Here is a 24677-nt window from a genome sequence, read left to right on the forward strand (position 1 = left end):
CATACTTTCTTCGAGAAGCCCTTTACTTTTAAATCAAAATTGAAGCCATATAATTTGTTCCGATTTGCAGTCAATTGATTGCCAGAATGGCACTTATCCCTTTACTTATTATATCCTGAGCGTTTTCCTTTTCATTCTATATTAAATGGTAGGAATTTGAATAATTGCACACTCATCAATGCTAAAAAAAGAACACTTTGTTACTTCTGATTATCCATTTACTTCCCATAGAGCCTATCGCTGTTACCTTTTCGGTAACCCGACCTAAAATTTAGAATGAGTAAGGACTTATAAAAGCGACGGCACGAGCGGTTATGCATTCCGTCTCAAGCTAAATTTTAAACCTTTTTGAAGAAAAGGTAGAAGTGATGTTTTGGCAAAGCGTGCGCATTTCAAAGCTTAGCACATATAGAGAAATTTTCTTATCCGACTAAATCTTATTTGTGACCTGGATACGAGCTTTGAAATTGGGCACAAGACTTTTTGAGTGAAGCTCTTTTCCCGGAATGAAATGAAGTGGTAATGTGCAGAGCGGCTTAATACCACCGATTGCTATCATTTGCAATCAAATACTATTTGTACTCAAAAAATAGCTAAATGTTGTACCTATGTTGTACCCGAGCATGAAAAAAGCCGAGACATAAATCTCGGCTTTCCAACTGTACCTTGGGTGGGAATCGAACCCACACTCCAAAGGAACTGGATTTTGAATCCAGCGCGTCTACCAGTTCCGCCACCAAGGCAAATGGTATCACATTTTTGAAATGCGAGTGCAAAGCTAAAAAAATATTTTTATATATCACCAAAAAATACTTTCATTTATACTTTATCAACCCGAATTAATTCTTAAATTTGCACCTCTTTACAAAAAAGTACTTTAAAACGCTAGTTAACAAGAGTTTGTAATGGCCTATCAAGTTCCGGAACCAAAAATTTTTGCTTGTACCCAAAGTGTAGAGCTCGGTAAAAAAATCGCTGCTTCCTATGGTGCCGAATTGGGAAAAGTCCAATTCTCCCGCTATAGCGATGGTGAATTTCAACCATCGTTCGAGGAATCCATCCGAGGAGCCCGTATTTTTATTATTGGCTCAACCAATCCAAGCTCGGAAAACTTGATGGAAATGTTGTTGATGTTAGATGCCGCCAAAAGAGCATCTGCCAGGCACATTACGGCCGTTATGCCCTATTTTGGATGGGCAAGACAAGATAGAAAGGACAAACCAAGGGTTCCAATTGCCGCTAAATTGGTTGCAAAAATGCTGGAGACCGCAGGTGCAACCCGAATCATTACCATGGATTTGCACGCGGACCAAATCCAAGGGTTTTTCGAGAAACCAGTGGACCACTTGTTCGCCTCAACACTATTTTTGCCTTACCTAAAAGGCTTAAATCTTGACAACCTTTGTATCGCATCTCCGGACATGGGCGGTTCCAAGAGAGCCTATGCCTATTCCAAAGCATTGGAATGTGATGTGGTTATTTGCTATAAGCAAAGAGCCAAAGCCAATGTAATATCCCACATGGAGCTGATCGGTGACGTTCAGGGAAAAAATGTGGTCCTTGCAGATGATATGGTCGATACCGCAGGTACCCTTACCAAGGCTGCGGATTTGATGATGGAGAGAGGGGCTGCAAGCGTGCGGGCCGTTACAACCCATGGCCTTTTGTCCGGTAATGCCTACGAAAGAATAGAAAAATCAAGACTAACGGAATTGATCGTAACAGATTCCATCCCGGTAGATAGCAACCAAAGTAAAATAAAGATATTGTCCTGTGCCGACCTGTTTGCAGATGTAATGCACCGGGTACACCACAACACTTCGATATCTTCAAAATTTTTAATGTAAATAAATCAATTTTAATATATAACAATGAAGTCAATTACAATCAAAGGATCCCAAAGAGAAAGCGTGGGCAAGGTTTCTACCAAAGCCTTACGTAATGCTGGAAAGGTCCCTTGCGTACTGTACGGAGGGGATAAGCCAGTGCATTTTTCAGCTGATGAGCTTGCATTCAAAGACTTGGTGTACACCCCAAATGCCTACACCGCAGTAATTGAATTGGAGGACGGTCAAAAATTTGACGCAGTTTTGCAGGATATTCAGTTTCACCCGGTAACGGATAAAATCCTTCACGTGGATTTCTACCAATTGTTCGAGGACAAACCAATTACCATGAGTATTCCCGTACGTTTAGAAGGAAACTCTCCAGGTGTGAAAAATGGTGGACGATTACTATTCAGAAAAAGGAAACTTTCGATCAGAGCTTTGCCCGCATTGCTTCCTGATTTTATCACCGTGGACATTTCTAAATTAAGAATAGGTCAAACTATTGCAGTAGAAACCATTCTTAACGATGACTATACATTCTTGCACCCGGACAGTACCGCTATCGTACAGGTCAAAGCCTCTAGAACATCTGTTGATGATTCTGAAGATGAAGACGAAGAAGGTGCAGAAGGAGAAGCTCCTGCTGAAGACGCTCCACAAGCTGAAGCTGCAGAGTAACCCTTTCACTAGTTAGCATAAGCATCCCTGTTTACTTTAGTAATATGGGATGCTTTTGTATTTTTAAGCCATTCAATTACGAGCGATGCTCAATTTCATCAATAAGCTTTTTGGCCCACCCAAAAAACTATTACAAGTTAACGACCCCATGAAAAAATTTTTGATTGTCGGTCTAGGAAATATAGGACCGGACTACGACGAAACACGCCATAATATCGGGTTTAAAATTCTTGATTATCTGGCCGAGCAGGAGGACTTTGTTTTTGAGAATGCAAAACTAGGAGCTGTAGCCACCTTTAAACACAAGGGGAAAAGTGTTGTTTGCCTAAAACCTTCTACCTATATGAACTTGAGCGGGAAGGCGGTAAAATATTGGATGGACAAGGAAAACATACCAATGGAAAATATATTGATCGTTACGGACGACCTAAACCTTCCATTTGGATCATTGCGACTAAAAAGCAAGGGCAGCGATGGGGGCCATAATGGCTTAAAAGATATCCAAAATGTGTTGCAAACCAGCGGTTATAATCGTTTTAGGTTTGGAGTGGGCGCCGATTTCAGCAAAGGTAAACAAGTAGACTATGTATTGGGGCGTTGGAACGACGAACAACAAAAAGCTATGCCCGAACGTTTAAAAAAGTCTATAGATTTAATACGCTCCTTTGTATTCGCAGGAACCAAAAACACCATGAACCAATTCAACGGTAAATAGAAAAAACTAGAGGACTTTAAAGTCAAACACACCGGAATCCGAGGTATTCCCCTCAAGATCTGTTGTGACCACTTTCCAATAATAGACGGTTCCAGATTCAACACTTACAGAAAGCTCCATATCTGTTGCATTGGTAAGGCCCACAGAAGTTGTCGGCGGATTTGTTGTGGACAAAAACACCTCGAAAGATTCTATATCGTTGTCCACGTCTGCACCTGTCCATTCCAATAGAACTTCATTGGCAACATCTTTGATTACCGTGGAACCTGAAAGCGGATGTACCAACTGAGCCGGAAACGGAGCATATGTGGTCTGTGACCCTGCATTGTAAAACAACCACGTTTCACTGGTCGCTACTTGATCCGACGAAGCGTTTTGTGAAGTAACCGACCAAGAGTATGGTGTTCCCTTGGCCAAAGTGAGACTGGCCGAGGTAGAAACGGTGGATAAATTTTGAGGTACATTGGTATTCAAATTCACAACATTTAAAGTGTAACGCTCCGTATTGCTGGATGCCATCCACCTAAAAGTTACCTGCGTAGATGTCTGGTTAACCTCCGTCCCTGTTGTACATTCGGAATTTTCCTCGGGAAATACCAGAGCTGCACCTTGCGGGGCCGGTGGCGGACCATCATCTCCACCACAAGAAACAAATACAGCCAAAACAAAAAGTCCAATTATATTCCGAATCATCTTTTTATGAATTTAAACATGTCGTTCTCTCCTTCTTTTTCCAGTCCCAAATAATAGATCCCCTTGGCCAAATATGATAGATCCAACACTAGGTTTTCGCCGAAAACCGCTCTACGTTCGGTATGGACCAATCTTCCATTAGCGGTAAATATTTTTATACCTAGTTCTCCTTCGTACCCGCCAAGATAAACTTCGGTGGCCGCATCTACCGGATTAGGGGAGAGTATGGACCGTGAAGAATAGAATAGATTTTTTTCCACTACTCCTTGACATGGTAGATCGGAACTCACCCTGAGCACATTATTTCCATCTTTTAAGGGGAGTTGAATTTTAGAATTCTCGGTCTGGGTGACCAAGCCGTTCAATTCTACGTTATAAAATTCCGAACCTCTTAATTCCACGGTTACCATACCAGAATCAACCAACGCATCAATGTCCAGAACATCCGGTTGGGTAATCACCAAATTGTAGCAAACTTCTTCGTAGTCTATCAAGCCGTTGGTACCGGTTATGCACAGCGCATATTCTCCTGCTGACAAATTATTGAAGGTCTGTCCATCGGTAAAATCAACAGAAACAGCTCCTGCTCCACCCTCCAACTGTGCCGTATAGGTGATAGATGTATCAAAAGGAGTCACCGTAATGGTTCCATCATTATTTACCCTACATGTTTCACTTTGGAGTTCTATTTCGAAGTTATCTGCAGCAAATCTATAAATAGCACAACCATTGGTGTCTACTTCTACTCCCTTTGGTGTTCCCAAGCAAAGATCGTCACCATCATCAAACACACCATCTTCATCCTCATCGGGTCTATAAGCCCCCTCGATACACACATCCAATGAAAAACCTATTAATGTACCACCATCACCCGAAGCTGTATCCGATATTTCCAATGTCCATTCCCCAAGAATTGATTCCCCTTTTAAGGAAGCCAAAGAACCCAAAGGGGACACTGTACCGGATATGGCCGGGCTTCCCGAACATTCGAGGGGATCACCTTCATCATCGAAAACTGCGTTGATGTTGTTTTGCGACCCACATGTGTTTGAGATCAAGGTAACTTCCGTTCCTTGTGGAGAAATAAGTTTGATTATTAGGTCCTCCAAATAGGTATGATCTAATTCCAAATTTACGTTAACATCGGATATTGGAAGATCTTCCAAAAATATGACAGATGTAGAAATGGTGGTTGCAGCACCGGAAGAAATGGAAATGGGCAAATCACCCGGCTCCCTGTTTTTACAATCGACCTGGGTGGTCGTAAAACCGAATATTGTTCCAAATGTGCCGCTTGCGCATCCATTACTTGGCCTAACTCTCCAGAAGTATTGTGTTTCGGCCTCTAAATTGGTCACTGTTTTGTATTTGGTAAACGGTACGGTGGCAGATTCAACAATATCAGAAAATCCAGCATCCGTTGCAATTTCCAAATCATAACTGGAATATAAAGGATTGTCTTCCCAACTAAGTTCAGCGTCCAAAGAAACACCAACTTCACCGTTTGCCGGTGCAAGCAAAGTTACATTTGAAAATGTACCATCTTGAACTTTAAGAGACAAGACTACACTTTTTGTTACCGAAGCAGAAGTAGACGTTACCGTAATATCGTACACGCCCGGGGCAACACCATTGGTATTGGACAAGGTCAGATCTACGGCAGTATCATCGACTGTTGCAGCTACTGGGGAAAAACCAGCTAGCAAACCGCCCGGCACATCTGCCGAAAAGGTAGAATTCTCGTTAAATCCATTATAGGTCTCATAAACAAATGGGATGATGATATCGTTTGGTTGACAAACTTCGTATTCCAGCTTTTCAAAATTCAGCACCACTTCCGATTCCTCAATTGTAAAATCGGATGAATTGACCGCAAAGAAAACATTGTCACTGGCCTTGACCATTATTCGTGCCATTGTGGAGACATTTCCTGGAAGAAGCACTTCTTCGGATCCATCGTTGAGCGTGTTTTCCAAAAGTGTGATCGGGTAAGTAAGCCCGCCGTCCAAAGAAAGGAAAACATCCACGGTCTGTGCATTTACGGGAGCTAAATCCGTATTGGCTACATCCCAAGTAATTTCCTGTACGGAACCGGCGGTATAAGTTTGCGGACTTGCTTGAGAGGTAACTACAAACGGCCCTGCTGCTTTAATTACGTGAACATCCAAAATATCGGATACCACCTGTCCACCCCCGATTGCATTGTCGCGAACAGTAAAAGCAAAGCTAAGGGTCTTCTCTATTTCGGATACAGTTTCCCAAGTATCGGAAATAGTAGGATTGGTCTGTGTTAGATTGCCCTGCGCCACTTCGGACAGCCTTGGAAAAAATCTGCGGGGGTCGCTAGTTGGCGGCATTGATCTAAAATTGGCACCATTGGGGTTTGTTGGCCCAAACGAATTCACGGTAACCAAACCATCATTGATCTGTTCCCAAGTATAAGTTAAAGCATCGCCCAGATCGGGATCTGTAGCCTTGCCCTCCAAAACAAATGCCGTTCCCTTGGGAATGGTAAAATCACCCACCGGGGTAAGTACAGGAGGCGAATTTACCAATGCTGTGGTCTGGGCACAGGAGGTAGTCTCCAAATAGGTGGAAATCTGAAGAATACTGTTGTAATGAAAATAGTCATCGCCATTTGCAGCAACATTGTTTACGCCGACTATACCGGCATACCCCATTATGGATGTACCGCTACCAGGTTCAGCCTGCACACCTGTTCCTTCGGATTCAAAAGACCATGTATGGTTTGCTCCAAATTGATGTCCAAGCTCATGGGCGACATAGTCCAGATCGAACACATCGCCCTGAGGCACGTTGGCCGCCGAAAAGGCACTACCCTTTCGGTTATCTACGCATACGGCACCAATAAAACCAGCATTACCATTATCCTCGCCCACACCCACCTGGTGAAAAAGGTGACCCACATCGTAATTTTCTTCTCCGATTGTAGAGGTTATGGTCGACTGTACCTCAGAATTTAAGGAGTCGTCATAAGGATCCGTATTGGGATTGGTGAAAATTATTTGATCGTTATCGGCAATAAGTTCCAATGTTACCCCTAAATCCGTTTCGAAAACTTCGTTTACCCGGGTCAAAGTCGCATTTATTCCGGCCAACGCATCCGCAACCGTACCCCCCATTTCTTGTGTATATTCTCCAGATGCCGATACCGCTATTCTATATTTTCTAAGCTCCTGACCATCAACCAAGGGAACAATGGTTTTTTCAGTGTGTCCCAGTGATTTATTGACCATACCAAAAATACCTTTCTCCGTTCCGCAGGTAAAGCCAATTTTTGAGGACAGTCCGTTTTTTTTATCGTATAGGACATAAGTGTCCTCTTGGTCGGAAACTGGTTCCACAAAGGTAGTTTTGTTATTTTTCAAATCCACGACCATGGACTGGACACCCTTGTGCGAATTGCTCAGTTTAACTTTATATCTACCATCTAGACTTATGCCGGTATAAGATTTGATATTCGGATACTTTTTTGCTAAATCCGGATGCAGAACAGAGGTTTCCTTAATTTTAAAGGGCATTACATTTCCTTCATTATTGGGAAGGTGAACCACCTGTTGGCCACTTTTAGCGTTCAAACTAGGGGACACTTGCTTTGCAAAACCCTCCCTATCAAGGGTCAATACCAGTTTTGCTTCAGAAATATCGGTCAGTGAAACACTTTTAAAACTTGCTTTTTTGGGAATTGTTTTCCAATAACTTTGTTGCCCGTATATGCAAAAGCAACTAAAAAATATGGTTATTGAGAAAACAAGATGTAATTTAGCTTTCATACACGGTCAGGGCATAGTATAAATTCAAATGTAAGCCTTTTTTATTTCTTTATTGCGTTGGAAACAATCCATAACATTTCTGATTTTAAGAACGTTCCACATCAAACGGTGGTCACCATTGGTACTTTTGATGGAGTACACTTGGGACATCGAAAGATACTGGAACGCCTCACAAACAATGCCAAAAACACAGGTTTAAAATCTACAGTGCTCACTTTTTTTCCACATCCACGTATGGTTCTTCAAAAAGATGTGGACATTAAACTATTGAACACCCTTGAGGAGAAAAAACAGATTTTAGAGACCCTTGGGCTGGATTATTTGATCATTCATCCTTTTACCAAGCAATTTTCACGGCTTTCTGCGATAGATTTTGTTCGGGATATTCTTGTAAACAACATTAAATCAAAAAGAATAATTATAGGTTATGATCATAGGTTTGGACGCAACCGGAATGCCAATATTCAAGATTTAATGGCCTTTGGCAGTACTTTCGATTTTGAAGTGGAAGAAATACCAGCACAAGAGATAGATGACGTATCGGTGAGTTCCACAAAAATAAGAAAGGCGCTTATGGAAGGTGATGTGGAAACAGCGAACAGTTACCTCAACTATGCTTACATGCTCACAGGAACCGTAAAGAAAGGTAAAGGATTGGGCAGGGATTTTGGTTTTCCAACGGCCAACCTCCATATCGCGGAAGACTATAAACTTATCCCAAAAAATGGGGCCTATGTAGTAAAAAGCGACCTTGGTGGCAATACGTATTTTGGAATGATGAACATTGGGTTCAACCCTACCGTAGACGGTTCCGAAAAAAGTATTGAAGTCAATTTTTTTGAGTTCGAAGGAAATCTTTACGATACAAAAATCCAAGTACAACTGTTGCACCGCATAAGGGACGAGCATAAGTTCAACTCCATAGAAGAACTTAAAGAGCAATTAAAAAAAGACAAAAATCATTCGTTGGACCTAATCTCCAAGTAAATGTTCGACCAATTTCTTTTCAAGAAGATTGACAATGCGCAACTTGTGGTTTTCAGGATTTTTTATGGATTGTTGGTCAGTGCGGAATGTTATGGCGCCATAGCAACGGGCTGGGTCAGACGAACTTTGGTGGAACCTCGGTTTACTTTCTCCTTTATCGGTTTTGAATGGTTACAGCCCCTTCCCGGTAACGGCATGTACATTTACTTTACGGTAATGGGAACCTTAGGACTACTGATCGCCCTAGGTTATAAGTATCGGTTCAGTGCGCTGGCCTTCGCAATTCTCTGGTCGGGCGTTTACCTAATGCAAAAATCATCGTACAACAACCATTATTATTTATTGATGCTCCTTGCCTATATTATGGCGTTCTTACCGGCAAACCGAGATGCATCTTTAGATGCAAAGTTGAATCTGGGTTTACGTTCACAGACCATGTACAACGGGGTCCGATGGGTCATAATCCTACAACTGTTCATTGTTTACACCTATGCATCTGTAGCCAAATTATATGCGGATTGGTTGGATTTTAGCATGATAGACGTTTTGATGAGCTCCAAAAAAGATTATTACATCATCGGAGAACTTCTTCAACAAAAATGGGTTCATAAGATCATTGCCATATTTGGTATTAGTTTTGACCTCTTGATCGTACCCGCCCTCCTTTGGAAACCAACCCGTAAAATTGCGTTTCTGCTTTCCATTTTCTTTCATCTGTTCAATAGCATCGTGTTTCAAATTGGGATTTTTCCATACCTGTCCTTAGCATTTACCGTCTTCTTTTTTGAACCACAGACTATTCGAAACATTTTTTTAAAAACCAAAACATTTGCCCCGGAAGCCAAAATCATCATACCAAAAACCAAAAACATGATCTTGTCGGTTCTGGGCATTTATTTTCTAGTTCAAATAGCGTTGCCGCTTCGGCATCATTTTTTTAAAGATGATGTCCTCTGGACCGAAGAAGGTCATCGCTTAAGCTGGCGCATGATGTTGCGGAGTCGAGGCGGGAGAATAACCTACAAAGTGGTAAACCCCAAAACCAAAGACACCATCAAAATCGATTTAGATAAGTATCTTACAAAAAAACAACGTCGCAGGGTTACATGCTATCCCGATTTTATTTGGCAGTTTGCCCAACACCTTAAAAAGGAATACGCAAAAAAAGGAGAAAGCATACAAGTGTTTGTGGACAACAAGGTTAGAGTGAATCAAGGGAGCTATAAACAATTTATAGACCCAAAAGTGGATTTGGCCAACGTTCCATGGAAACATTTTGCCCATAACGATTGGATTCTGCCATCTCCAAAGGAATAAAGTTGGGCACTTCTTCAGATTAAATTAAATTTGCCGCTCAAAACAAGGCCATGCTTCAAATACAGAACATCCGGGAAAACAAGGAAAGTATTATTACCGCATTAAAAAAGCGAAACATCGATGCCGAACCAATGCTATCGAAGGTATTGGAACTCGATGAAAAAAGGCGTTCCATACAAACGGAACTGGATGCGACCTTGGCCGAATCCAATAAGCTTTCCAAAGAGATCGGTATGCTTTTTAAAACAGGAAAAGCACAAGAAGCCAATGTTCTAAAAGAAAAAACCGCTGGACTCAAAGAAGCATCGAAAAAATTAGGGGACGATCTAAACACTGCTGCAGAAGAACTTCAACAGCAACTGTATTTGATTCCCAACGTACCCCACGAATCTGTTCCTGCTGGGAATTCCGATGAGGATAACGAAGAGGTTTTCAAGGAAGGGAATGTACCGACCCTGTCCGAGGGAGCTCTTCCACATTGGGAACTGGCAAAAAAGTACGACATTATAGATTTTGAGCTTGGTGTTAAGATAACCGGAGCAGGTTTTCCTGTGTACAAGGGAAAGGGTGCTCGATTACAGCGCGCTTTGATTGCCTATTTCTTGGATAAAAACACCGAAGCAGGATATACCGAAATGCAAGTTCCGCTCATGGTCAACGAAGATTCCGGTTACGGAACGGGACAGTTGCCCGACAAGGAAGGCCAAATGTACCATGTACAGGCAGACGACCTATATCTCATTCCAACGGCAGAAGTCCCCGTGACCAACTTGCACCGGGGGGATATTTTGGCAGAGAGCGATTTCCCCATAAAATATACCGGATACACCCCTTGTTTCCGTCGCGAAGCCGGAAGTTATGGCGCCCATGTCCGTGGATTGAACCGTTTGCACCAATTCGATAAAGTGGAGATTGTACGCATGGAGCACCCCGATAATTCGTACCAAGCGCTGGATGAGATGGTGGAACATATAAAAAATATTCTTCGAGAACTTAAACTCCCTTATCGCATTTTACGTTTGTGCGGTGGTGATTTAGGTTTTACTTCTGCCTTAACCTACGATTTTGAAGTATTTTCCACAGCACAAGACCGTTGGTTGGAGATTAGTTCCGTATCCAATTTCGAAACCTTCCAGGCCAATCGATTAAAACTGCGCTACAAGGACGAAAATGGAAAAAGCCAATTGGCCCACACCTTGAACGGAAGCTCCCTGGCATTGCCAAGGGTACTCGCCGGTATTTTGGAAAACTATCAGACCGATGAGGGCATAAAAATCCCCGAGGTTTTGGTCCCGTATTGTGGATTTGACACTATCGATTAAGGCTTTGCACTAATTATTTGGATTCGCTTAACAGAATCCCCCACATTTCTGCGTTATATTTGAAATAAACCACACTGGGTTAAAATCCAAGGTGTAAATTTTTGAATACGATTGTCATTCCAACAAAGCTAAGCAACGAGTAATCTCATGATCTTGAAATTGAAATGAGGTTCCACTAGTTTCGAAAGAACAGGACATTCTTATTGAATATTACTAATGAACATGTCATTGCAGCGTCTTTTATTTCTCCTTTTGATGATATCCTCTGTTATTGGATGGTCCCAAGAAGATTTCTTGGCCAAACAATATTTACAGGACGGCGATTATGAGAAAGCTGTGGTATTTTACGAAAAATTAGTAGAAACCAACCCGAGGCGTACCGATTATGCAGAAGGACTCGTAGCCTGCTACCAACAATTGGAGCGATACGATGAAGCGCAGGCATTTTTACTTAAAAAAATTGAAGACAGTTATGCCTTTCCCACTTTTTATATTGAACTGGGATACAATTTTACGCTCAAAAACGAATCCGATAAGGCAAGCACGTATTACGACAAGGCAATCAACAAAATAGAGGACAATCCCAATTTTGGATATAGTGTAGGCTATCGTTTTCAAAAATATGCCCTATTGGACTATGCCATTCAAGCATACACCAAGGCCATGGAACTAAAGCCGGACTTGAATTACGATTTTCAATTGGCCCGCATTTATGGGGAGCAGGGCAACATAGCCAAAATGTACCAATCCTACCTCAACCTGATCTGGGAAGGACGCACCAGTCGCTCCAATGTATTAAGGAACATCGATGATTTTATCTCGGAAGACCCATCGAATGAGAACAATGTGCTATTGCGCAAAGTACTGTTGCAAAATGCACAAAAAACGCCAGATATTCTTTGGAACGAGCTCCTGAGTTGGCTTTTTGTTCAACAAAAGCAATACAATAGTGCCTTTGGCCAAGAAAAGGCCATATATAAACGTAGCGAAGGGCAATCGATAAATCGATTGGAAAACCTTGGCGATATTGCTATGGAAGACAAAGATCTGGAAACCGCCACCTCTATTTACCAGTACATCGTGGACAACTCGGAAAATCCCAGGACCAAGTTAAATGCGGAACTCAACCTAATCGATATCGCTTTGGAAAATCCAACAAAAAAAATATTGGAAAACGTAGAAAAGAAATTCCAAAGCCTAGTAGAGGAATACGGTAATCAAAGTACCACGTTACAACTGCAGATCGCCTACGCCAACTTTCTAACTTTTAAAAAGGAAGATCCCGAACCAGCCATCGCCATGCTCAAACAAAGCCTTGAAATTCCAATGGGCCGGATGATTATGGCATACGTGAAACTGGCATTGGGCGATATATTGGTGTTCGACCAAAGATTCAACGAAGCCTTGATCCTATTTACCCAAGTACAAAAGAGCGTAAAAAATGATGTACTAGGACAAAATGCCCGATTTAAAGTCGCACAGACCAGCTTTTACAAAGGTGATTTTGACTGGGCGCTCACCCAACTAAAAGTTTTGCGAAGCTCTACTTCACAGCTCATTGCCAATGATGCCATGCAATTGAGCTTACTTATTTCCGACAATTCGTTGGAAGATTCCACCCAAACCGCATTAAAAAAATATGCAAGGGCAGATCTATTGGCCTATCAAAATAAAAATAAGGAAGCCATAAAAGTACTTGAGGATATTTTACAAAATCATAAGGGCGAAAAAATTGAAGATGAAGCCCTTCTGAAACAAGCCAAGTTATTGGTGGACCAAAAAAATTACGAGGCTGCCAAGTTCAACTATCAAAAAATTGTGGAGTTTTACAGTGATGGAATTTTGGCAGACGATGCACACTTTGCCCTTGGCGAACTCTACGATAATATTTTAAACGAACCAGAAAAGGCCAAAACCCATTACGAGAAAATTATTTATAATTATGAGGACAGTTATTATTTTCCACAGGCCCGAAAGAATTTTAGACGATTGCGCGGGGATGCCATAAACTAATCATTTAAAAAAAGTAAAATGCTCATATATAACGTTACCATTAACATAGACGATACCGTGCACGAACAATGGTTGGAGTGGATGAAGGACAAACATGTGCCGGATATGCTGGCAACGGGCAAATTTACACATGCCAAAATGGTAAAGGTGCTGGTAGAAGAAGATATGGGTGGCATTACCTACTCCATACAATATACCACAAAGAATAGGTCCACATTGGAAGCCTATTATAAGGAGGACGCTGACCGCCTGCGTGCCGACGCCCAAAAAATGTTTCCCAACAAATTTGTTGCCTTTAGAACAGAGCTGGAAGTGGTAAGTCAACAAATACCTTAAAAATTTGGAGTTTATTTTTTCCTACGGAACCTTACAAGATACCCAGGTACAAGAGTACATTTTTGGACGTATATTAAATGGAAAGCCCGACACCGCATTGGGTTTCAAGAAAATCGAAAATGCTGTATATGGCCGTTATCCGTTGGTCATCAACACCAATGATCCCGAACACAAAGTAAAAGGCATGGCTTATGAAGTAAATGATACCGACCTAATAAAAGCGGACATTTACGAAACAAATGCATACAAAAGGGAAAAATTCCTATTGGAATCAGGAGATGAAGCTTGGATCTATATCAAAAATTCCAACTAACTTGCAAAAAAACCCGCAGTGCCCAAAAAAAAGAGGAAAAAATACAATAACGGAAACCGTCATCCCCAAAAAAATGAACAAATAGATGGTGCTGTAAAAGCAAAAAAGCACTTAGGGCAACATTTTTTAAAAGATGAGTCCGTCGCAAAAAAAATTGCTGAGACACTGTCGTTGGACGACTATAAAAATGTACTGGAAATAGGCCCTGGCATGGGTGTTCTCACCAAATATCTGCTTCAAAGGGATTTGGACCTCGTGGCCATGGACCTTGATGAAGAGTCCATTGTTTACCTGAACCACAGTTTTCCATTGGAACATGCCTCTATTTTAAAAAACAACGATCGCCTCAATATTATCGAGGCGGATTTCCTCAAGTTCGACCTAAAACAACTATATGGCGAAGAGCAATTTGCCATTACCGGAAATTTCCCATACAATATTTCCAGTCAGATAGTTTTTAAGATGTTGGAAATGCGACAGCAAATACCCGAATTTTCCGGTATGTTCCAAAAAGAGGTGGCCAAAAGAATCTGTGAAGCACCGGGCAGTAAAACCTACGGTATCCTATCCGTATTGGTACAAGCTTATTACGATGCCGAATATCTATTCACCGTTCCTCCCGGGGTTTTTGATCCTCCGCCAAAGGTGGATTCCGGAGTATTGAGACTCACAAGAAAAAAAGAATTGAACCTCCCTTGCGACGAGCGCCTCTTCTTTAAAGTGGTAAAAACAGCTTTTAACCAAAGACGAAAAACAATCCGAAACAGTCTTAAAATCTTCAACCTTTCCGATAATCTAAAAGAGAATACTATCTTTGACCAACGCCCGGAACAGCTTAGTGTGGCCGATTTTATAACGTTGACACAGAAGATAGCCAATGACCCCGTTTAAACTCACAGACGACCTTTTAGCAGAAATCAGGGAACTGATCGCCAACAAGAACAATGGTGAGCTCCAAACCATGATGAAGGAGTTCCACTATGCCGATATTGCGGAAATTGCGGACGAACTCGAAGTTGATGAGGCCACCTACCTGATAAAACTGCTGGACAGTGAAAAAACATCGGACATCCTTGCCGAAATGCACGAGGATATCCGGGAGGCCGTACTTAAAAATCTAACAGCCAAAGAAATTGCCGGCGAACTTTCGGAATTGGATACGGATGATGCCGCGGACATCATAAACGAGCTTCCCAAGGAAATTATTCAAGAAGTTATCTCCGAGATAGAAGATCGGGAACACGCCAAAGATATTGTAGATCTTTTGCGCTACGAGGAAGATTCCGCAGGTGGACTTATGGCCAAAGAATTGGTAAAAGTCTACGAAAACTGGACCGTGACCTCTTGCGTTAAGGAGATGCGCGCCCAGGCAGAGAATGTTACCCGCGTACATTCCATTTATGTGGTGGACGACGAAGGCAAATTAAAAGGAAGATTGTCCCTAAAAGATTTGCTCACCGCTCCAACCAAAAGTCACATAAAAGATATCTATATCCCAAAGGTAGATTCCGTAAACGTGAACGAAAAAGGAGAAGAAGTGGCCAGAATTATGTCCAAATACGATTTGGAGGCCATACCCGTGGTTGATGAAATCGGGCGTTTGGTCGGGCGCATTACCATCGATGATATTGTAGATGTGATACGTGAAGAAGCCGATAAGGATTACCAAATGGCGGCAGGTATTTCCCAAGGCGTTGAAGTGAGCGATAGCATTTGGGTACTCACACGGGCCAGGCTGCCTTGGCTAATTTTAGGTCTTTTTGGTGGACTTGGTGCTGCGGCCATTATGGGAACTTTTGAAGATATGATTTCCAAACACGCAGTTTTATTCTTTTTTACTCCCCTAATTGCTGCCATGGCCGGAAACGTTGGGGTACAGTCCAGCGCCATAGTAGTGCAAGGTCTCGCGAACGACGACCTAAAAGGAAGCATGAGAAACCACCTTTTAAAGGAAATGCTTTTGGCCTTGCTCAATGGATTTATACTAGCCATCCTGCTCTTATTGTTCACTTGGATCTGGAAAGATGCCTTTACCACCGCTTTGGCCATATCGCTATCGCTGATAGTAGTAATTGTTGTGGCAGGGCTGATCGGTACATTTATACCCTTGTTCCTTCATAAAAGAAACATTGACCCGGCAATTGCCACCGGACCGTTCATTACCACGAGCAACGATATTTTTGGAATCTTGATCTATTTTTGGATCGCCAAATTAATTTTGGGAATATAAAATCTTGCCATGAAACCCATCAACCTAAAACAAAAACATGCCGAATTCTCCGCACAGTGGCATCCGCATCAAATTGCCATTGTGGACGATATGCAGGTGCTTTTGGCCAAAATACAAGGTGAATTTGTATGGCACGCCCACGAGAACGAGGATGAATTGTTCCAAGTAATCAAAGGTACCCTCTACATGCAATTTCGAGATAGGACCGAAGTGGTGAACGAAGGTGAAATTATTGTGGTGCCCAAAGGAGTGGAACACAACCCCAAGACCAAAAACGGCGAAGAGGTACAAGTACTCCTGTTCGAAAAATTGAGCACTGCCCACACAGGAAATGTCCAGCACGAAAAAACACAGACCCACTATCCAAAAATATAGGAATTGTATATTTGATTCATGAAAGTTCTCCACCTCGATACCAATCATGAGCTGCTAATTGAACAATTTGCCGAGCTCGGTTTCCAGAATGATGAAGATTACACATCGACCAAGGAAGAAGTCGAAAAAAAAATCCATTTATACGATGGGATCATTATCCGAAGTAGGTTTACCATAGACCAACAATTTTTGGATAAGGCCACCAACCTTAAATTTATTGGAAGGGTCGGGGCCGGATTGGAAAATATTGATACCGAACACGCCAAGTTCAAGGGTGTTTTTATGGCTTCTGCCCCCGAAGGCAACCGCAATGCGGTAGGTGAACACACACTGGGCATGTTGCTCGCCTTATTGAACCAAATGTGCAAGGCCGACCGACAGGTACGAAAAGGCAAATGGAAACGGGAGCAAAACAGGGGCTTTGAACTGGAGGGCAAAACCGTGGGCATTATCGGCTATGGCAATATGGGAAAGGCTTTTGCCAAAAAACTAAAAGGATTCGACGTCGAGGTGATCTGCTATGATATTATTGGAGGAGTTGGGGATGAAAATGCGCGACAGGTCGGAATCATGGAATTTCAACAACGCTCGGACGTAGTGAGTTTACACGTACCGCAGACCGAGTCGACCACCGGCATGATAAATTCAGAATTTATCGAGGCGCTCCACAAACCGTTTTGGCTTTTGAACACGGCTCGGGGAAAATGTGTTGTTACCAAGGATTTGGTAGCCGGGCTAAAATCGGGCAAAGTACTAGGAGCCGGGCTCGATGTGCTGGAATACGAAAAAAAATCCTTCGAAAACATGTTTGTTCAAAAACCCAAGGCCTTTAAATACCTCCGCAAGGCCAACAATGTGTTATTGACTCCCCATGTTGCCGGGTGGACCGTGGAGAGCAAAGAAAAATTGGCACAGACCATTGTTGATAAAATCAAGGAGAGATTTTGTTAACTTTATAAGCCTTATCCATTCAACTTTTGGCTCTGGCAATCCCTAAAACTGATAAATTATGACGATAGATGCCAAAACACCGGAAGAGTACATTGAAAAACTCCCGGAAGAACGAAAACAAGTCATTTCCCGACTAAGAGAAGTCATAAAGAACAATCTCCCTGCTGGTTTCGAAGAATGTATCAGCTATAAAATGATAGGGTATGTAGTGCCTCATTCCATGTTTCCCGGCGGTTATCATGTGGATCCAAAGTTACCCTTGCCCTTTATCAACCTAGCATCACAAAAAAACTTTGTGGCACTATACCATTCCGGAATATATGCGGACAACAGTTTACATGATTGGTTTGTTACCGAATACCCTAAGCATGTGGACACCAAATTGGATATGGGCAAAAGCTGCATCCGATTTAAGAACATTAACAAAATACCTTATGATCTCGTTGCAGAGCTTTGCCAAAAAATGACCCCGCAACAATGGATCGGTTTGTATGAACAAAACATTAAGAAATCATGAAAAACAGGGTAACTGGATTGGGGGGCTTTTTTTTTAAGAGCAAAGACCCAAACAAAATCAAAGATTGGTACAAAAACCATTTAGGACTAAATACCGACCAATATGGCTGTACCTTTTGGTGGAAGGACAAGGAAGGCAACGATTGTTCCACCCAATGGAGTCCGATGGACGAAAAAACCGAATATTTTAAGCCTAGCGAAAAACAGTTTATGATGAACTTTAGGGTTGAAAATTTGGAAGAACTTCTAAAAACCCTAAAAGAAGAAGGGGTTACGGTGGTTGGTGAAATAGAGGAATACGAGTACGGAAAATTCGGATGGATTTTAGACCCCGAAGGTAACAAGTTGGAACTTTGGGAACCTGTTGATAAAGCTTTTCTATAGGTATTGATTTATTTGCTACTTTTAACCCTCATTAACCAACACATTAAATAAACATGTCAGAAGAAAAAAAGGACTTTGGTGACAAAGCGGAAGAAGCAGCCAAAGAATTTAAAGAAGAAGCAAAAAAAACCACGAACGAATTCACCGAAAATGCCAAAGAAGCTTTAAATTCCGGTGACAACAAGAAACTTTTAGCCGGAATATTAGCCATTGTACTTGGACAATTAGGGGTTCATAAATTTATCCTAGGCTACCAAAAAGAAGGTTTCATAATGTTGGGAGCTACTGTTATCGGATACATAACCGCTTGTTTTGTTGTTGGAAGCTTCATTGTTTTAGGTGTAGCAATTGTTGGACTTATTGAGGGTATCATCTATCTTACTAAATCTGATGAAGAGTTTTTTAACACTTATCAAGTGGGTAAAAAGCCTTGGTTTTAAATTTTTAAAAAACCAGTATATCTGGTTTTTTTTATTGCCTTATTAATCGTAATATCACAATAATAAAAGCCGACTTTATGAAAGTGCGAAATATGAAGCCCTCGGATTGGAGCAATGTGTCCGATATATACAGGGAGGGGATTTCCACAGGATTTGCCACTTTTGAAACACAACCGCCCTCTTTTGACCAGTGGGACGAAGCACATGTAAAAGACTGTAGGTTAATCGCTGAGGAAAATGGTTCTATTCTGGGCTGGGCAGCACTTTCGCCAGTATCGAGCAGGTGTGTTTATGGTGGTGTTGGTGAAGTAAGCGTTTACATTGCCAATGCAAGCCGAGGTAAGGGCATTGGCCAATTATTGATGCAAAAATTAATCACCGATAGTGAAAAAGCTGGCTTTTGGACCCTACAATCCGGTATTTTTCCTGAGAATATGGCCAGCATAAAACTTCATGAAAAAGTTGGCTTTCGCTACATTGGCAAACGAGAAAGGATAGGTAAGATCAATGGTGTTTGGAAAGACAATTTATTGTTCGAAAAACGCAGTGATTCCGTAGGTGTGGACTAATCCACTTCAACGGTTCCGTTACCTTCGGCCACTTTACGCTCCAACTCAGCTTGAAACTCTTCCATAACCGGCTTTACCGTGCTCTCCGGTAAATCCGCAATTCGGATGTACATTAATCCATCCACCGAATTGTTGAACAATGGATCCACATTAAAAGCCACTACCTTGGCATTTTGTTTAATGTACTTTTTTATCAATACCGGTAACCGTAGGCTCCCCGGCTCTACTTCGCTGATCAATTTATCGAATTTGTTAAGATCGGCCTGGGTCTCATCGAACACAAACTCCTTATCGGCATCTTTCAACTTTACCTTAAATTCCTTTTTTGGACGAATATATTGTGCCACATACGGATCCCAATAATTGGATTTCATGAACTCGATCATCAGGGATTTGGAAAAATTGGAAAATTGGTTGCTGATACTCACTCCTCCTATTAAATACTTGTGTTCTGGATGCCTTAAGGTCGTATGCACGATTCCTTTCCAAAGTAAAAACAACGGCATGGGCTTTTGTTGATATTCCTTCACAATATAAGCCCTTCCCATTTCTATGGATTTCTCCATCATACCGTACAGTTCGGGTTCAAATCGGAAAAGGTCCTGCAAATAAAAACCGTCTATTCCGTAGTTTTTAAAAATATCCGAGCCCAAACCCATTCTATAGGCGCCAACAATTGCTTTGTTATCGTTGTCCCACAAAAACAAATGGTGATAGTACGAGTCGAACTTATCCAGATCAATGGCATTGTTTGTTCCTTCGCCTACTTCCCTAAAGGTAACCTCGCGCTGGCGCCCTATTTCGTTCAAACAAAATGGCATATCCTTGGCCTGGGCCAAAAACACTTCATAGTTTTTACTCTCCAACATACGGCAATCCTTCTCCCGTAGTTTGTCAATTTCACCTTCCAACACTTTGGCATTGATAGCTGTTGCAATTTTCTTTGGCGGTTTTGGAATTTTTAAAGAGGTAGGAACCTTATCCAAAAACCGTTCTTTTTCGAAAACGTTGGCCAACAAATAGGTTTTTTTTCGCAACAACTCGGTAAAATCCTCCAGAGTTTTCTCTTCATTTTGCGTATTTACCGATATGGGCTGACCTATCCTTACTTTAATGGGCCGCCTACTTTGCGATGTTAGCTCCGAAGGCAATTTGGCGGTGCGAAATACATCGGCAATCTTGGACAACCGGTAGAACAAATGGCTGTTCCTTGCATGAAAATAAATCGGGACCACGGGCACCTCTGCCTTTCTTATCAGTTTAATGGCCGCTTCTTCCCAAGGTCTATCGACCACCAAACGACCATCTCGATAGGTAGATACTTCTCCTGCCGGAAAAATACCCAATGGATGACCATCCCTTAAATGTTTCAAAGCGTTCTTAAAACCTATAATACTGCTCTTGGCCTCTTTATGGTTTTCAAAAGGGTTCACTGGCATTATATAGGGTTTCAAGGGCTCGATTCGATGCAACAAAAAGTTTGCGATTATCTTAAAATCGGACCTTTCCTTTAAAAGTAGTTTTAATAAAAGTACCCCATCCACACCTCCCAAAGGGTGATTGCTGATAGTGATATAGGGACCGGACTTGGGCAACCGTTTTATATCCTCTTCCGGAATCTCAAAATCGATCTCGTAATGCTCCAGAATAGTGTCCAAAAATTCGGGGCCGGAAAGGTTTTTGTTTTTATCGTAAAATCTATTGATGGTGCTGATCCTGGTGGCCACCATTAATAGCCATCCTACAAATGTGCCCAAAAAGCCATATTTGTCCAGATGGATAACTTTTGCCACCTCTTTAGCCGTAACCAAGCCCATAAAAATAATATTTAGCTACGGTAAAGATAGAAAATTAAGCCTATTGCCCTCAGCGACCCAATATTATCCCCAAAGGTTTATTTAACAACAAGTTGAACCGTTTCCTTGCCTCTTTGCTCCACCAATACGGATTTCCCATTCTGCAACGATTGGACCGAATCACTGTTAAAATGACGTATGGTGTATAGGGAAACATCTTCGTGGCACACGACTTTGAACTTGCGTTTTAATTCTTCCAACAATGGCTGAAGCCCACGGAACTTGTTGTCCAAGCAGACAGAGAAGCTAATGGCAGAATTCTGGATAAGATCTACCTTAAGTCGATGATCGTGGAAGAGCTTAAAAATTTCACTGATATTATCCTCAACAATAAAAGAAAAGTCGAGAGACGACAGTTTTAACAAAACCTGGTTCTTTTTTACAATAAAGCATGGGATCTTTGGCTCTATACCGTTCCCTTTTCCAACTATGGTACCGTTATCCTTGGGCTTTACAAACGATTTAACCTGTAAGGGTATTTCTTTTCTTTGTAACGGTTGCAGGGTTTTTGGATGAATTACAGAGGCCCCGTAAAAGGCAAGCTCAATAGCTTCGCGATACGAAATTTTTTCCAAGAGATGTGTTTCCTCAAAATTCCGGGGGTCGGCATTCAAAACCCCGGGAACATCTTTCCAAATAGTCACCGATTCGGCATTAAGGCAATATGCCAAAATTGCTGCAGAGTAATCAGAACCTTCCCTGCCCAAGGTGGTTGTAAAGTTATTGTCGTCGCTACCTAAAAACCCTTGGGTTATGTTCAATTTGGAGCGATTGACCAAAGAATCCACCTGTTCTTGGGTGCGCTCCCAGTTTACCTGTGCATCCCTATAATTGGTATCGGTTTTTATCAAAGTACGAACATCCAACCATGTATTGGAGATACCTATCTCATTTAAATAGGCACTCACTATTGTTGTAGACAATAATTCGCCATAGCAGACAACTTGATCGTACACGAATGCATATTTGGGTGATTTGTTCCAAGTTAAAAAACCTGTAACCTCATCGAACAACACTTTTAATTTCCCATATACCGGATGTTCTGGATTATTAAACAAGTCCGATACAATGGTATGATGATACTCGATAACTTCTTGAATGGTTTCCTTTACATTTCTTTTATCGTTAAAATAGGATTCCACCACTTTTTCCATGGCATTGGTCATTTTTCCCATGGCCGATACCACTACCAAGGTATCCTTATGGCCAACCTCTTGCAATACGTTGACCAAGTTTTTTACCGCATCGGCATCTTTTACGGATGCTCCTCCAAACTTAAATATCCTCATGTACTTTATCTTCTAGTTTTCTGGTCTAGTCCAGACGCTCCAAATAATTTTTGATTCCTTCTTCGTCCAAATGCACCACATCCCAATCCCGTAGTACATTGGCTCCTTTTTTCTCATAAAAATCGATGGCCGGTTCGTTCCAATCCAACACTTCCCAACTGATTCGTTTTACACCGAGTTCAGCCCCATACTTGACCACTTGATCTAATAATGCCGTTCCCAGTCCACTTCCTCGCATATTCTCGGAAACAATAAGGTCCTCCAAATGGATTACGGGACCTTTCCAAGTAGAATACCTTGGGTACACCAATGCTATGCCGACAATTCCTTTTTCGGTTTCTGCAACAAAACATTGAAACATTTTTTGTTCACCAAAGCCATCCTTGACCAAATCGTCTTTGGTCACTTCTACAGCATCCGGTTCTTTCTCAAAATCAGCTAGTTCCTGCACCAAATTCAGTACCTGTTCCATATCCTCGATGCGAGCCTTCCTTATTGTATATCCCATAATTGTTACAAATAAAACTCAAAGTTATAAAAATACACAATTAAAGATTCTCGAAAACGTTGTAGTTTCACAAAATGCCCGATATTTGTCCTTAAATAAAACATCCTTTCCTATGTTTGACAAACAACGGCTCACCATGGGTGAGTTCATCATCGCCAATCAAGAATCTTTTCAATACACTTCTGGGGAATTATCAAGACTGCTCAACGGTATTCGTTTAGCCGCCAAAGTAGTTAACCACGAAGTAAACAAGGCCGGTCTCGTGGACATTATCGGTGCTGCGGGAGAAACGAATATCCAAGGGGAAAATCAACAAAAATTGGATGTGCTGGCCAACGAAAAATTTATAGAAACACTAAAGAATAGAGAAATAGTTTGTGGTATAGCGTCGGAGGAAGAGGACGACTTTATAAGCATAAACAGTTTTGACAAACAACACCAGAACAAGTATGTGGTTCTTATAGATCCTTTGGACGGTTCTTCCAATATTGATGTAAATGTATCGGTCGGAACCATTTTTTCAATTTATAGAAGGGTAACTCCTGTGGGCACTCCGGTTACTTTGGAAGATTTTCTGCAACCCGGTAAAAACCAAATCGCTGCCGGTTACATAATTTATGGCACCTCTACCATGTACGTGTACACTACCGGACATGGAGTTAATGGATTTACCTTGAATCCTGCCCTTGGAACTTTTTACCTATCGCATCCCAACATGCAATTCCCGGAAACAGGACAGATCTATTCTGTGAACGAGGGAAACTACATTCATTTTCCGCAAGGGGTTAAAGACTACATAAAATATTGCCAAATGGAAGAAGGCGACCGCCCATACACCTCAAGGTACATTGGCTCATTGGTTTCCGATTTTCACAGAAATATGATCAAAGGGGGAATTTATATGTACCCTAAAAGCAGCAAGGCGCATAACGGAAAGCTACGTTTATTGTACGAGTGCAATCCAATGGCGTTCTTGGCCGAACAAGCCAATGGCAAAGCAAGTGATGGCTTTAGAAGAATCATGGACATCCAGCCCACGGAGTTGCACGAACGGGTACCATTTTTCTGTGGAAGTAAAAAAATGGTTGAAAAGGCAGAAGAATTTATGGCCAATTACTAGCTATCTCTCTTCACCAATTCGTGATAATCCTCAAACGGAATTTTTCCGGTAAAAATCTTGATGGATTTATCGATGATGTTAGCAGCGGTCTTTGGAGAAAAGCCCAGGCCTACCGCGTACTTTTCCACTATTCTTCGCTCTTCATCATCAATATCGTGATCGGAGAAAATAATTTGAAAAAATTCAAATAGCCTTTTGTACCTCTTTTCACCACTGTGCGGAGTTTCGATAGGATATTTATTTTCCTTCTTCATTACCTCCTTAAATTCCTGATCGCTGATATTTAGCTTAAAGGCAAACTTTTTAAGGACTTCCATTTCCTTCTCATTGATTTCTCCATCAACAGCAGCCAAACTTGCCAAAGTGGCAAAATGGGCCAGGTTTTTTCTTTTTTCCCCGTGCTCGTAAAGATCTAAAATTGGCATATCTGAAATTTTGTGGC

At 41.7% G+C, this 24677-nt stretch carries 24 protein-coding genes and 1 tRNA gene; 18 read left to right on the plus strand and 7 right to left on the minus strand.

What is annotated here, in order from left to right:
- Positions 1-662: 662 nt before the first annotated feature.
- Positions 663-743: transfer RNA gene (locus ACXAFK_RS00225), tRNA-Leu, on the minus strand.
- A 162-nt stretch (positions 744-905) separates the two neighbouring features.
- Here ACXAFK_RS00225 and ACXAFK_RS00230 point away from each other — a divergent pair.
- The 3 genes from ACXAFK_RS00230 to pth all read left to right on the plus strand — a co-directional run bounded on the left by ACXAFK_RS00230 (position 906) and on the right by pth (position 3222).
- The gene (locus tag ACXAFK_RS00230) at positions 906-1847 is read left to right on the plus strand and encodes a ribose-phosphate pyrophosphokinase (protein ID WP_224835683.1); all 942 of its coding nucleotides are present in this window, start codon (positions 906-908) and stop codon (positions 1845-1847) included.
- Between the two features lie 24 nt (positions 1848-1871).
- Positions 1872-2507, plus strand: coding sequence for a 50S ribosomal protein L25/general stress protein Ctc (locus ACXAFK_RS00235; protein WP_252078806.1), 636 nt, complete (start codon positions 1872-1874; stop codon positions 2505-2507).
- Positions 2508-2592: 85 nt separating this feature from the next.
- The gene (gene pth / locus ACXAFK_RS00240; RefSeq protein ID WP_224835685.1) at positions 2593-3222 is read left to right on the plus strand and encodes an aminoacyl-tRNA hydrolase; all 630 of its coding nucleotides are present in this window, start codon (positions 2593-2595) and stop codon (positions 3220-3222) included.
- Positions 3223-3228: 6 nt separating this feature from the next.
- Here pth and ACXAFK_RS00245 read toward each other — a convergent pair whose 3' ends face one another.
- Positions 3229-3915: a hypothetical protein gene (locus ACXAFK_RS00245; protein ID WP_474956414.1), complete on the minus strand. Its 687-nt coding sequence runs from the start codon at positions 3913-3915 to the stop codon at positions 3229-3231.
- Positions 3912-7709: a reprolysin-like metallopeptidase gene (locus ACXAFK_RS00250; protein ID WP_474956415.1), complete on the minus strand. Its 3798-nt coding sequence runs from the start codon at positions 7707-7709 to the stop codon at positions 3912-3914. Before ACXAFK_RS00250 ends, ACXAFK_RS00245 begins: the two co-directional genes overlap by 4 nt.
- 57 nt (positions 7710-7766) lie before the next feature.
- Here ACXAFK_RS00250 and ACXAFK_RS00255 point away from each other — a divergent pair, with 57 nt between their 5' ends.
- The 14 genes from ACXAFK_RS00255 to ACXAFK_RS00320 all read left to right on the plus strand — a co-directional run bounded on the left by ACXAFK_RS00255 (position 7767) and on the right by ACXAFK_RS00320 (position 19462).
- The gene (locus tag ACXAFK_RS00255; RefSeq protein WP_474956416.1) at positions 7767-8696 is read left to right on the plus strand and encodes a bifunctional riboflavin kinase/FAD synthetase; all 930 of its coding nucleotides are present in this window, start codon (positions 7767-7769) and stop codon (positions 8694-8696) included.
- Positions 8697-10013 carry an HTTM domain-containing protein gene (locus ACXAFK_RS00260; RefSeq protein ID WP_474956417.1) on the plus strand — a complete coding sequence of 439 codons (1317 nt, stop codon included), beginning with the start codon at positions 8697-8699 and terminating at the stop codon, positions 10011-10013.
- 50 nt (positions 10014-10063) lie between these two features.
- Positions 10064-11335, plus strand: a complete 1272-nt coding sequence (gene serS / locus ACXAFK_RS00265; RefSeq protein WP_474956418.1) for a serine--tRNA ligase — start codon at positions 10064-10066, stop codon at positions 11333-11335.
- A gap of 255 nt (positions 11336-11590) precedes the next feature.
- Complete coding sequence (locus ACXAFK_RS00270; RefSeq protein ID WP_474956419.1) at positions 11591-13348, plus strand: tetratricopeptide repeat protein; 1758 nt, start codon at positions 11591-11593, stop codon at positions 13346-13348.
- An 18-nt stretch (positions 13349-13366) separates the two neighbouring features.
- Positions 13367-13684, plus strand: coding sequence for a DUF4286 family protein (locus tag ACXAFK_RS00275; RefSeq protein ID WP_224835691.1), 318 nt, complete (start codon positions 13367-13369; stop codon positions 13682-13684).
- Between the two features lie 4 nt (positions 13685-13688).
- Positions 13689-13997: a gamma-glutamylcyclotransferase family protein gene (locus ACXAFK_RS00280; RefSeq protein WP_369885354.1), complete on the plus strand. Its 309-nt coding sequence runs from the start codon at positions 13689-13691 to the stop codon at positions 13995-13997.
- Positions 13998-14015: 18 nt separating this feature from the next.
- A complete protein-coding gene (gene rsmA / locus ACXAFK_RS00285) occupies positions 14016-14888 on the plus strand; it encodes a 16S rRNA (adenine(1518)-N(6)/adenine(1519)-N(6))-dimethyltransferase RsmA (protein ID WP_252078799.1) in 873 nt (290 codons plus the stop codon).
- The gene (gene mgtE, locus ACXAFK_RS00290) at positions 14875-16227 is read left to right on the plus strand and encodes a magnesium transporter (RefSeq protein WP_224835694.1); all 1353 of its coding nucleotides are present in this window, start codon (positions 14875-14877) and stop codon (positions 16225-16227) included. The genes rsmA and mgtE overlap by 14 nt, the downstream gene beginning before the upstream one ends.
- A 9-nt stretch (positions 16228-16236) precedes the next feature.
- Positions 16237-16602: a cupin domain-containing protein gene (locus ACXAFK_RS00295; protein ID WP_224835695.1), complete on the plus strand. Its 366-nt coding sequence runs from the start codon at positions 16237-16239 to the stop codon at positions 16600-16602.
- A gap of 18 nt (positions 16603-16620) precedes the next feature.
- Positions 16621-17553, plus strand: a complete 933-nt coding sequence (locus ACXAFK_RS00300) for a 2-hydroxyacid dehydrogenase (protein WP_338197958.1) — start codon at positions 16621-16623, stop codon at positions 17551-17553.
- Between the two features lie 58 nt (positions 17554-17611).
- On the plus strand, positions 17612-18070 hold the full coding sequence (locus tag ACXAFK_RS00305) for a DUF1801 domain-containing protein (RefSeq protein WP_224835697.1): 459 nt from the start codon (positions 17612-17614) through the stop codon (positions 18068-18070).
- Positions 18067-18453 carry a VOC family protein gene (locus tag ACXAFK_RS00310; protein WP_252078797.1) on the plus strand — a complete coding sequence of 129 codons (387 nt, stop codon included), beginning with the start codon at positions 18067-18069 and terminating at the stop codon, positions 18451-18453. The genes ACXAFK_RS00305 and ACXAFK_RS00310 overlap by 4 nt, the downstream gene beginning before the upstream one ends.
- A 53-nt stretch (positions 18454-18506) precedes the next feature.
- Positions 18507-18893 (plus strand): TM2 domain-containing protein, encoded by a 387-nt coding sequence (locus tag ACXAFK_RS00315; RefSeq protein ID WP_224835699.1) that lies wholly within the window; start codon positions 18507-18509, stop codon positions 18891-18893.
- 77 nt (positions 18894-18970) lie between these two features.
- Complete coding sequence (locus tag ACXAFK_RS00320) at positions 18971-19462, plus strand: N-acetyltransferase family protein (RefSeq protein ID WP_474956420.1); 492 nt, start codon at positions 18971-18973, stop codon at positions 19460-19462.
- Here the strand turns inward: ACXAFK_RS00320 and ACXAFK_RS00325 are convergent.
- From ACXAFK_RS00325 to ACXAFK_RS00335, 3 genes are all read right to left on the minus strand, one after another.
- On the minus strand, positions 19459-21279 hold the full coding sequence (locus tag ACXAFK_RS00325; protein ID WP_224835701.1) for a GNAT family N-acyltransferase: 1821 nt from the start codon (positions 21277-21279) through the stop codon (positions 19459-19461). The genes ACXAFK_RS00320 and ACXAFK_RS00325 overlap by 4 nt on opposite strands.
- Before the next feature lie 77 nt (positions 21280-21356).
- Entirely contained in the window at positions 21357-22607 is a 1251-nt protein-coding gene (locus ACXAFK_RS00330; protein ID WP_474956421.1) for an aspartate kinase, read from the minus strand.
- 25 nt (positions 22608-22632) lie between these two features.
- Positions 22633-23115, minus strand: coding sequence for an N-acetyltransferase family protein (locus ACXAFK_RS00335; protein WP_474956422.1), 483 nt, complete (start codon positions 23113-23115; stop codon positions 22633-22635).
- A gap of 112 nt (positions 23116-23227) precedes the next feature.
- On the opposite strand from ACXAFK_RS00335, the gene fbp reads away from it, so the two are divergent.
- Positions 23228-24235: a class 1 fructose-bisphosphatase gene (fbp, locus tag ACXAFK_RS00340; RefSeq protein WP_224835704.1), complete on the plus strand. Its 1008-nt coding sequence runs from the start codon at positions 23228-23230 to the stop codon at positions 24233-24235.
- On the opposite strand, the gene ACXAFK_RS00345 is transcribed toward fbp, so the two are convergent.
- Positions 24232-24660, minus strand: coding sequence for a tellurite resistance TerB family protein (locus ACXAFK_RS00345; protein ID WP_224835705.1), 429 nt, complete (start codon positions 24658-24660; stop codon positions 24232-24234). The two genes, fbp and ACXAFK_RS00345, sit on opposite strands and share 4 nt — an antisense overlap.
- Between the last annotated feature and the right edge of the window lie 17 nt (positions 24661-24677).

The sequence above is a fragment of the Flagellimonas sp. ABD4_174 genome (genome assembly GCF_056160185.1).

What these genes read in the sequence shown, in the direction of transcription:
- ACXAFK_RS00230 (WP_224835683.1), top strand. Translation starts at nt 906, where the DNA reads ATGGCCTATCAAGTTCCGGAACCAAAAATTTTTGCTTGTACCCAAAGT.
- ACXAFK_RS00235 (WP_252078806.1), top strand. Translation starts at nt 1,872, where the DNA reads ATGAAGTCAATTACAATCAAAGGATCCCAAAGAGAAAGCGTGGGCAAG.
- pth (WP_224835685.1), top strand. Translation starts at nt 2,593, where the DNA reads ATGCTCAATTTCATCAATAAGCTTTTTGGCCCACCCAAAAAACTATTA.
- ACXAFK_RS00245 (WP_474956414.1), bottom strand. Translation starts at nt 3,915, where the DNA reads ATGATTCGGAATATAATTGGACTTTTTGTTTTGGCTGTATTTGTTTCT.
- ACXAFK_RS00250 (WP_474956415.1), bottom strand. Translation starts at nt 7,709, where the DNA reads ATGAAAGCTAAATTACATCTTGTTTTCTCAATAACCATATTTTTTAGT.
- ACXAFK_RS00260 (WP_474956417.1), top strand. Translation starts at nt 8,697, where the DNA reads ATGTTCGACCAATTTCTTTTCAAGAAGATTGACAATGCGCAACTTGTG.
- serS (WP_474956418.1), top strand. Translation starts at nt 10,064, where the DNA reads ATGCTTCAAATACAGAACATCCGGGAAAACAAGGAAAGTATTATTACC.
- ACXAFK_RS00270 (WP_474956419.1), top strand. Translation starts at nt 11,591, where the DNA reads ATGATATCCTCTGTTATTGGATGGTCCCAAGAAGATTTCTTGGCCAAA.
- ACXAFK_RS00275 (WP_224835691.1), top strand. Translation starts at nt 13,367, where the DNA reads ATGCTCATATATAACGTTACCATTAACATAGACGATACCGTGCACGAA.
- mgtE (WP_224835694.1), top strand. Translation starts at nt 14,875, where the DNA reads ATGACCCCGTTTAAACTCACAGACGACCTTTTAGCAGAAATCAGGGAA.
- ACXAFK_RS00295 (WP_224835695.1), top strand. Translation starts at nt 16,237, where the DNA reads ATGAAACCCATCAACCTAAAACAAAAACATGCCGAATTCTCCGCACAG.
- ACXAFK_RS00300 (WP_338197958.1), top strand. Translation starts at nt 16,621, where the DNA reads ATGAAAGTTCTCCACCTCGATACCAATCATGAGCTGCTAATTGAACAA.
- ACXAFK_RS00305 (WP_224835697.1), top strand. Translation starts at nt 17,612, where the DNA reads ATGACGATAGATGCCAAAACACCGGAAGAGTACATTGAAAAACTCCCG.
- ACXAFK_RS00310 (WP_252078797.1), top strand. Translation starts at nt 18,067, where the DNA reads ATGAAAAACAGGGTAACTGGATTGGGGGGCTTTTTTTTTAAGAGCAAA.
- ACXAFK_RS00315 (WP_224835699.1), top strand. Translation starts at nt 18,507, where the DNA reads ATGTCAGAAGAAAAAAAGGACTTTGGTGACAAAGCGGAAGAAGCAGCC.
- ACXAFK_RS00320 (WP_474956420.1), top strand. Translation starts at nt 18,971, where the DNA reads ATGAAAGTGCGAAATATGAAGCCCTCGGATTGGAGCAATGTGTCCGAT.
- ACXAFK_RS00325 (WP_224835701.1), bottom strand. Translation starts at nt 21,279, where the DNA reads ATGGGCTTGGTTACGGCTAAAGAGGTGGCAAAAGTTATCCATCTGGAC.
- ACXAFK_RS00330 (WP_474956421.1), bottom strand. Translation starts at nt 22,607, where the DNA reads ATGAGGATATTTAAGTTTGGAGGAGCATCCGTAAAAGATGCCGATGCG.
- ACXAFK_RS00335 (WP_474956422.1), bottom strand. Translation starts at nt 23,115, where the DNA reads ATGGGATATACAATAAGGAAGGCTCGCATCGAGGATATGGAACAGGTA.
- fbp (WP_224835704.1), top strand. Translation starts at nt 23,228, where the DNA reads ATGTTTGACAAACAACGGCTCACCATGGGTGAGTTCATCATCGCCAAT.
- ACXAFK_RS00345 (WP_224835705.1), bottom strand. Translation starts at nt 24,660, where the DNA reads ATGCCAATTTTAGATCTTTACGAGCACGGGGAAAAAAGAAAAAACCTG.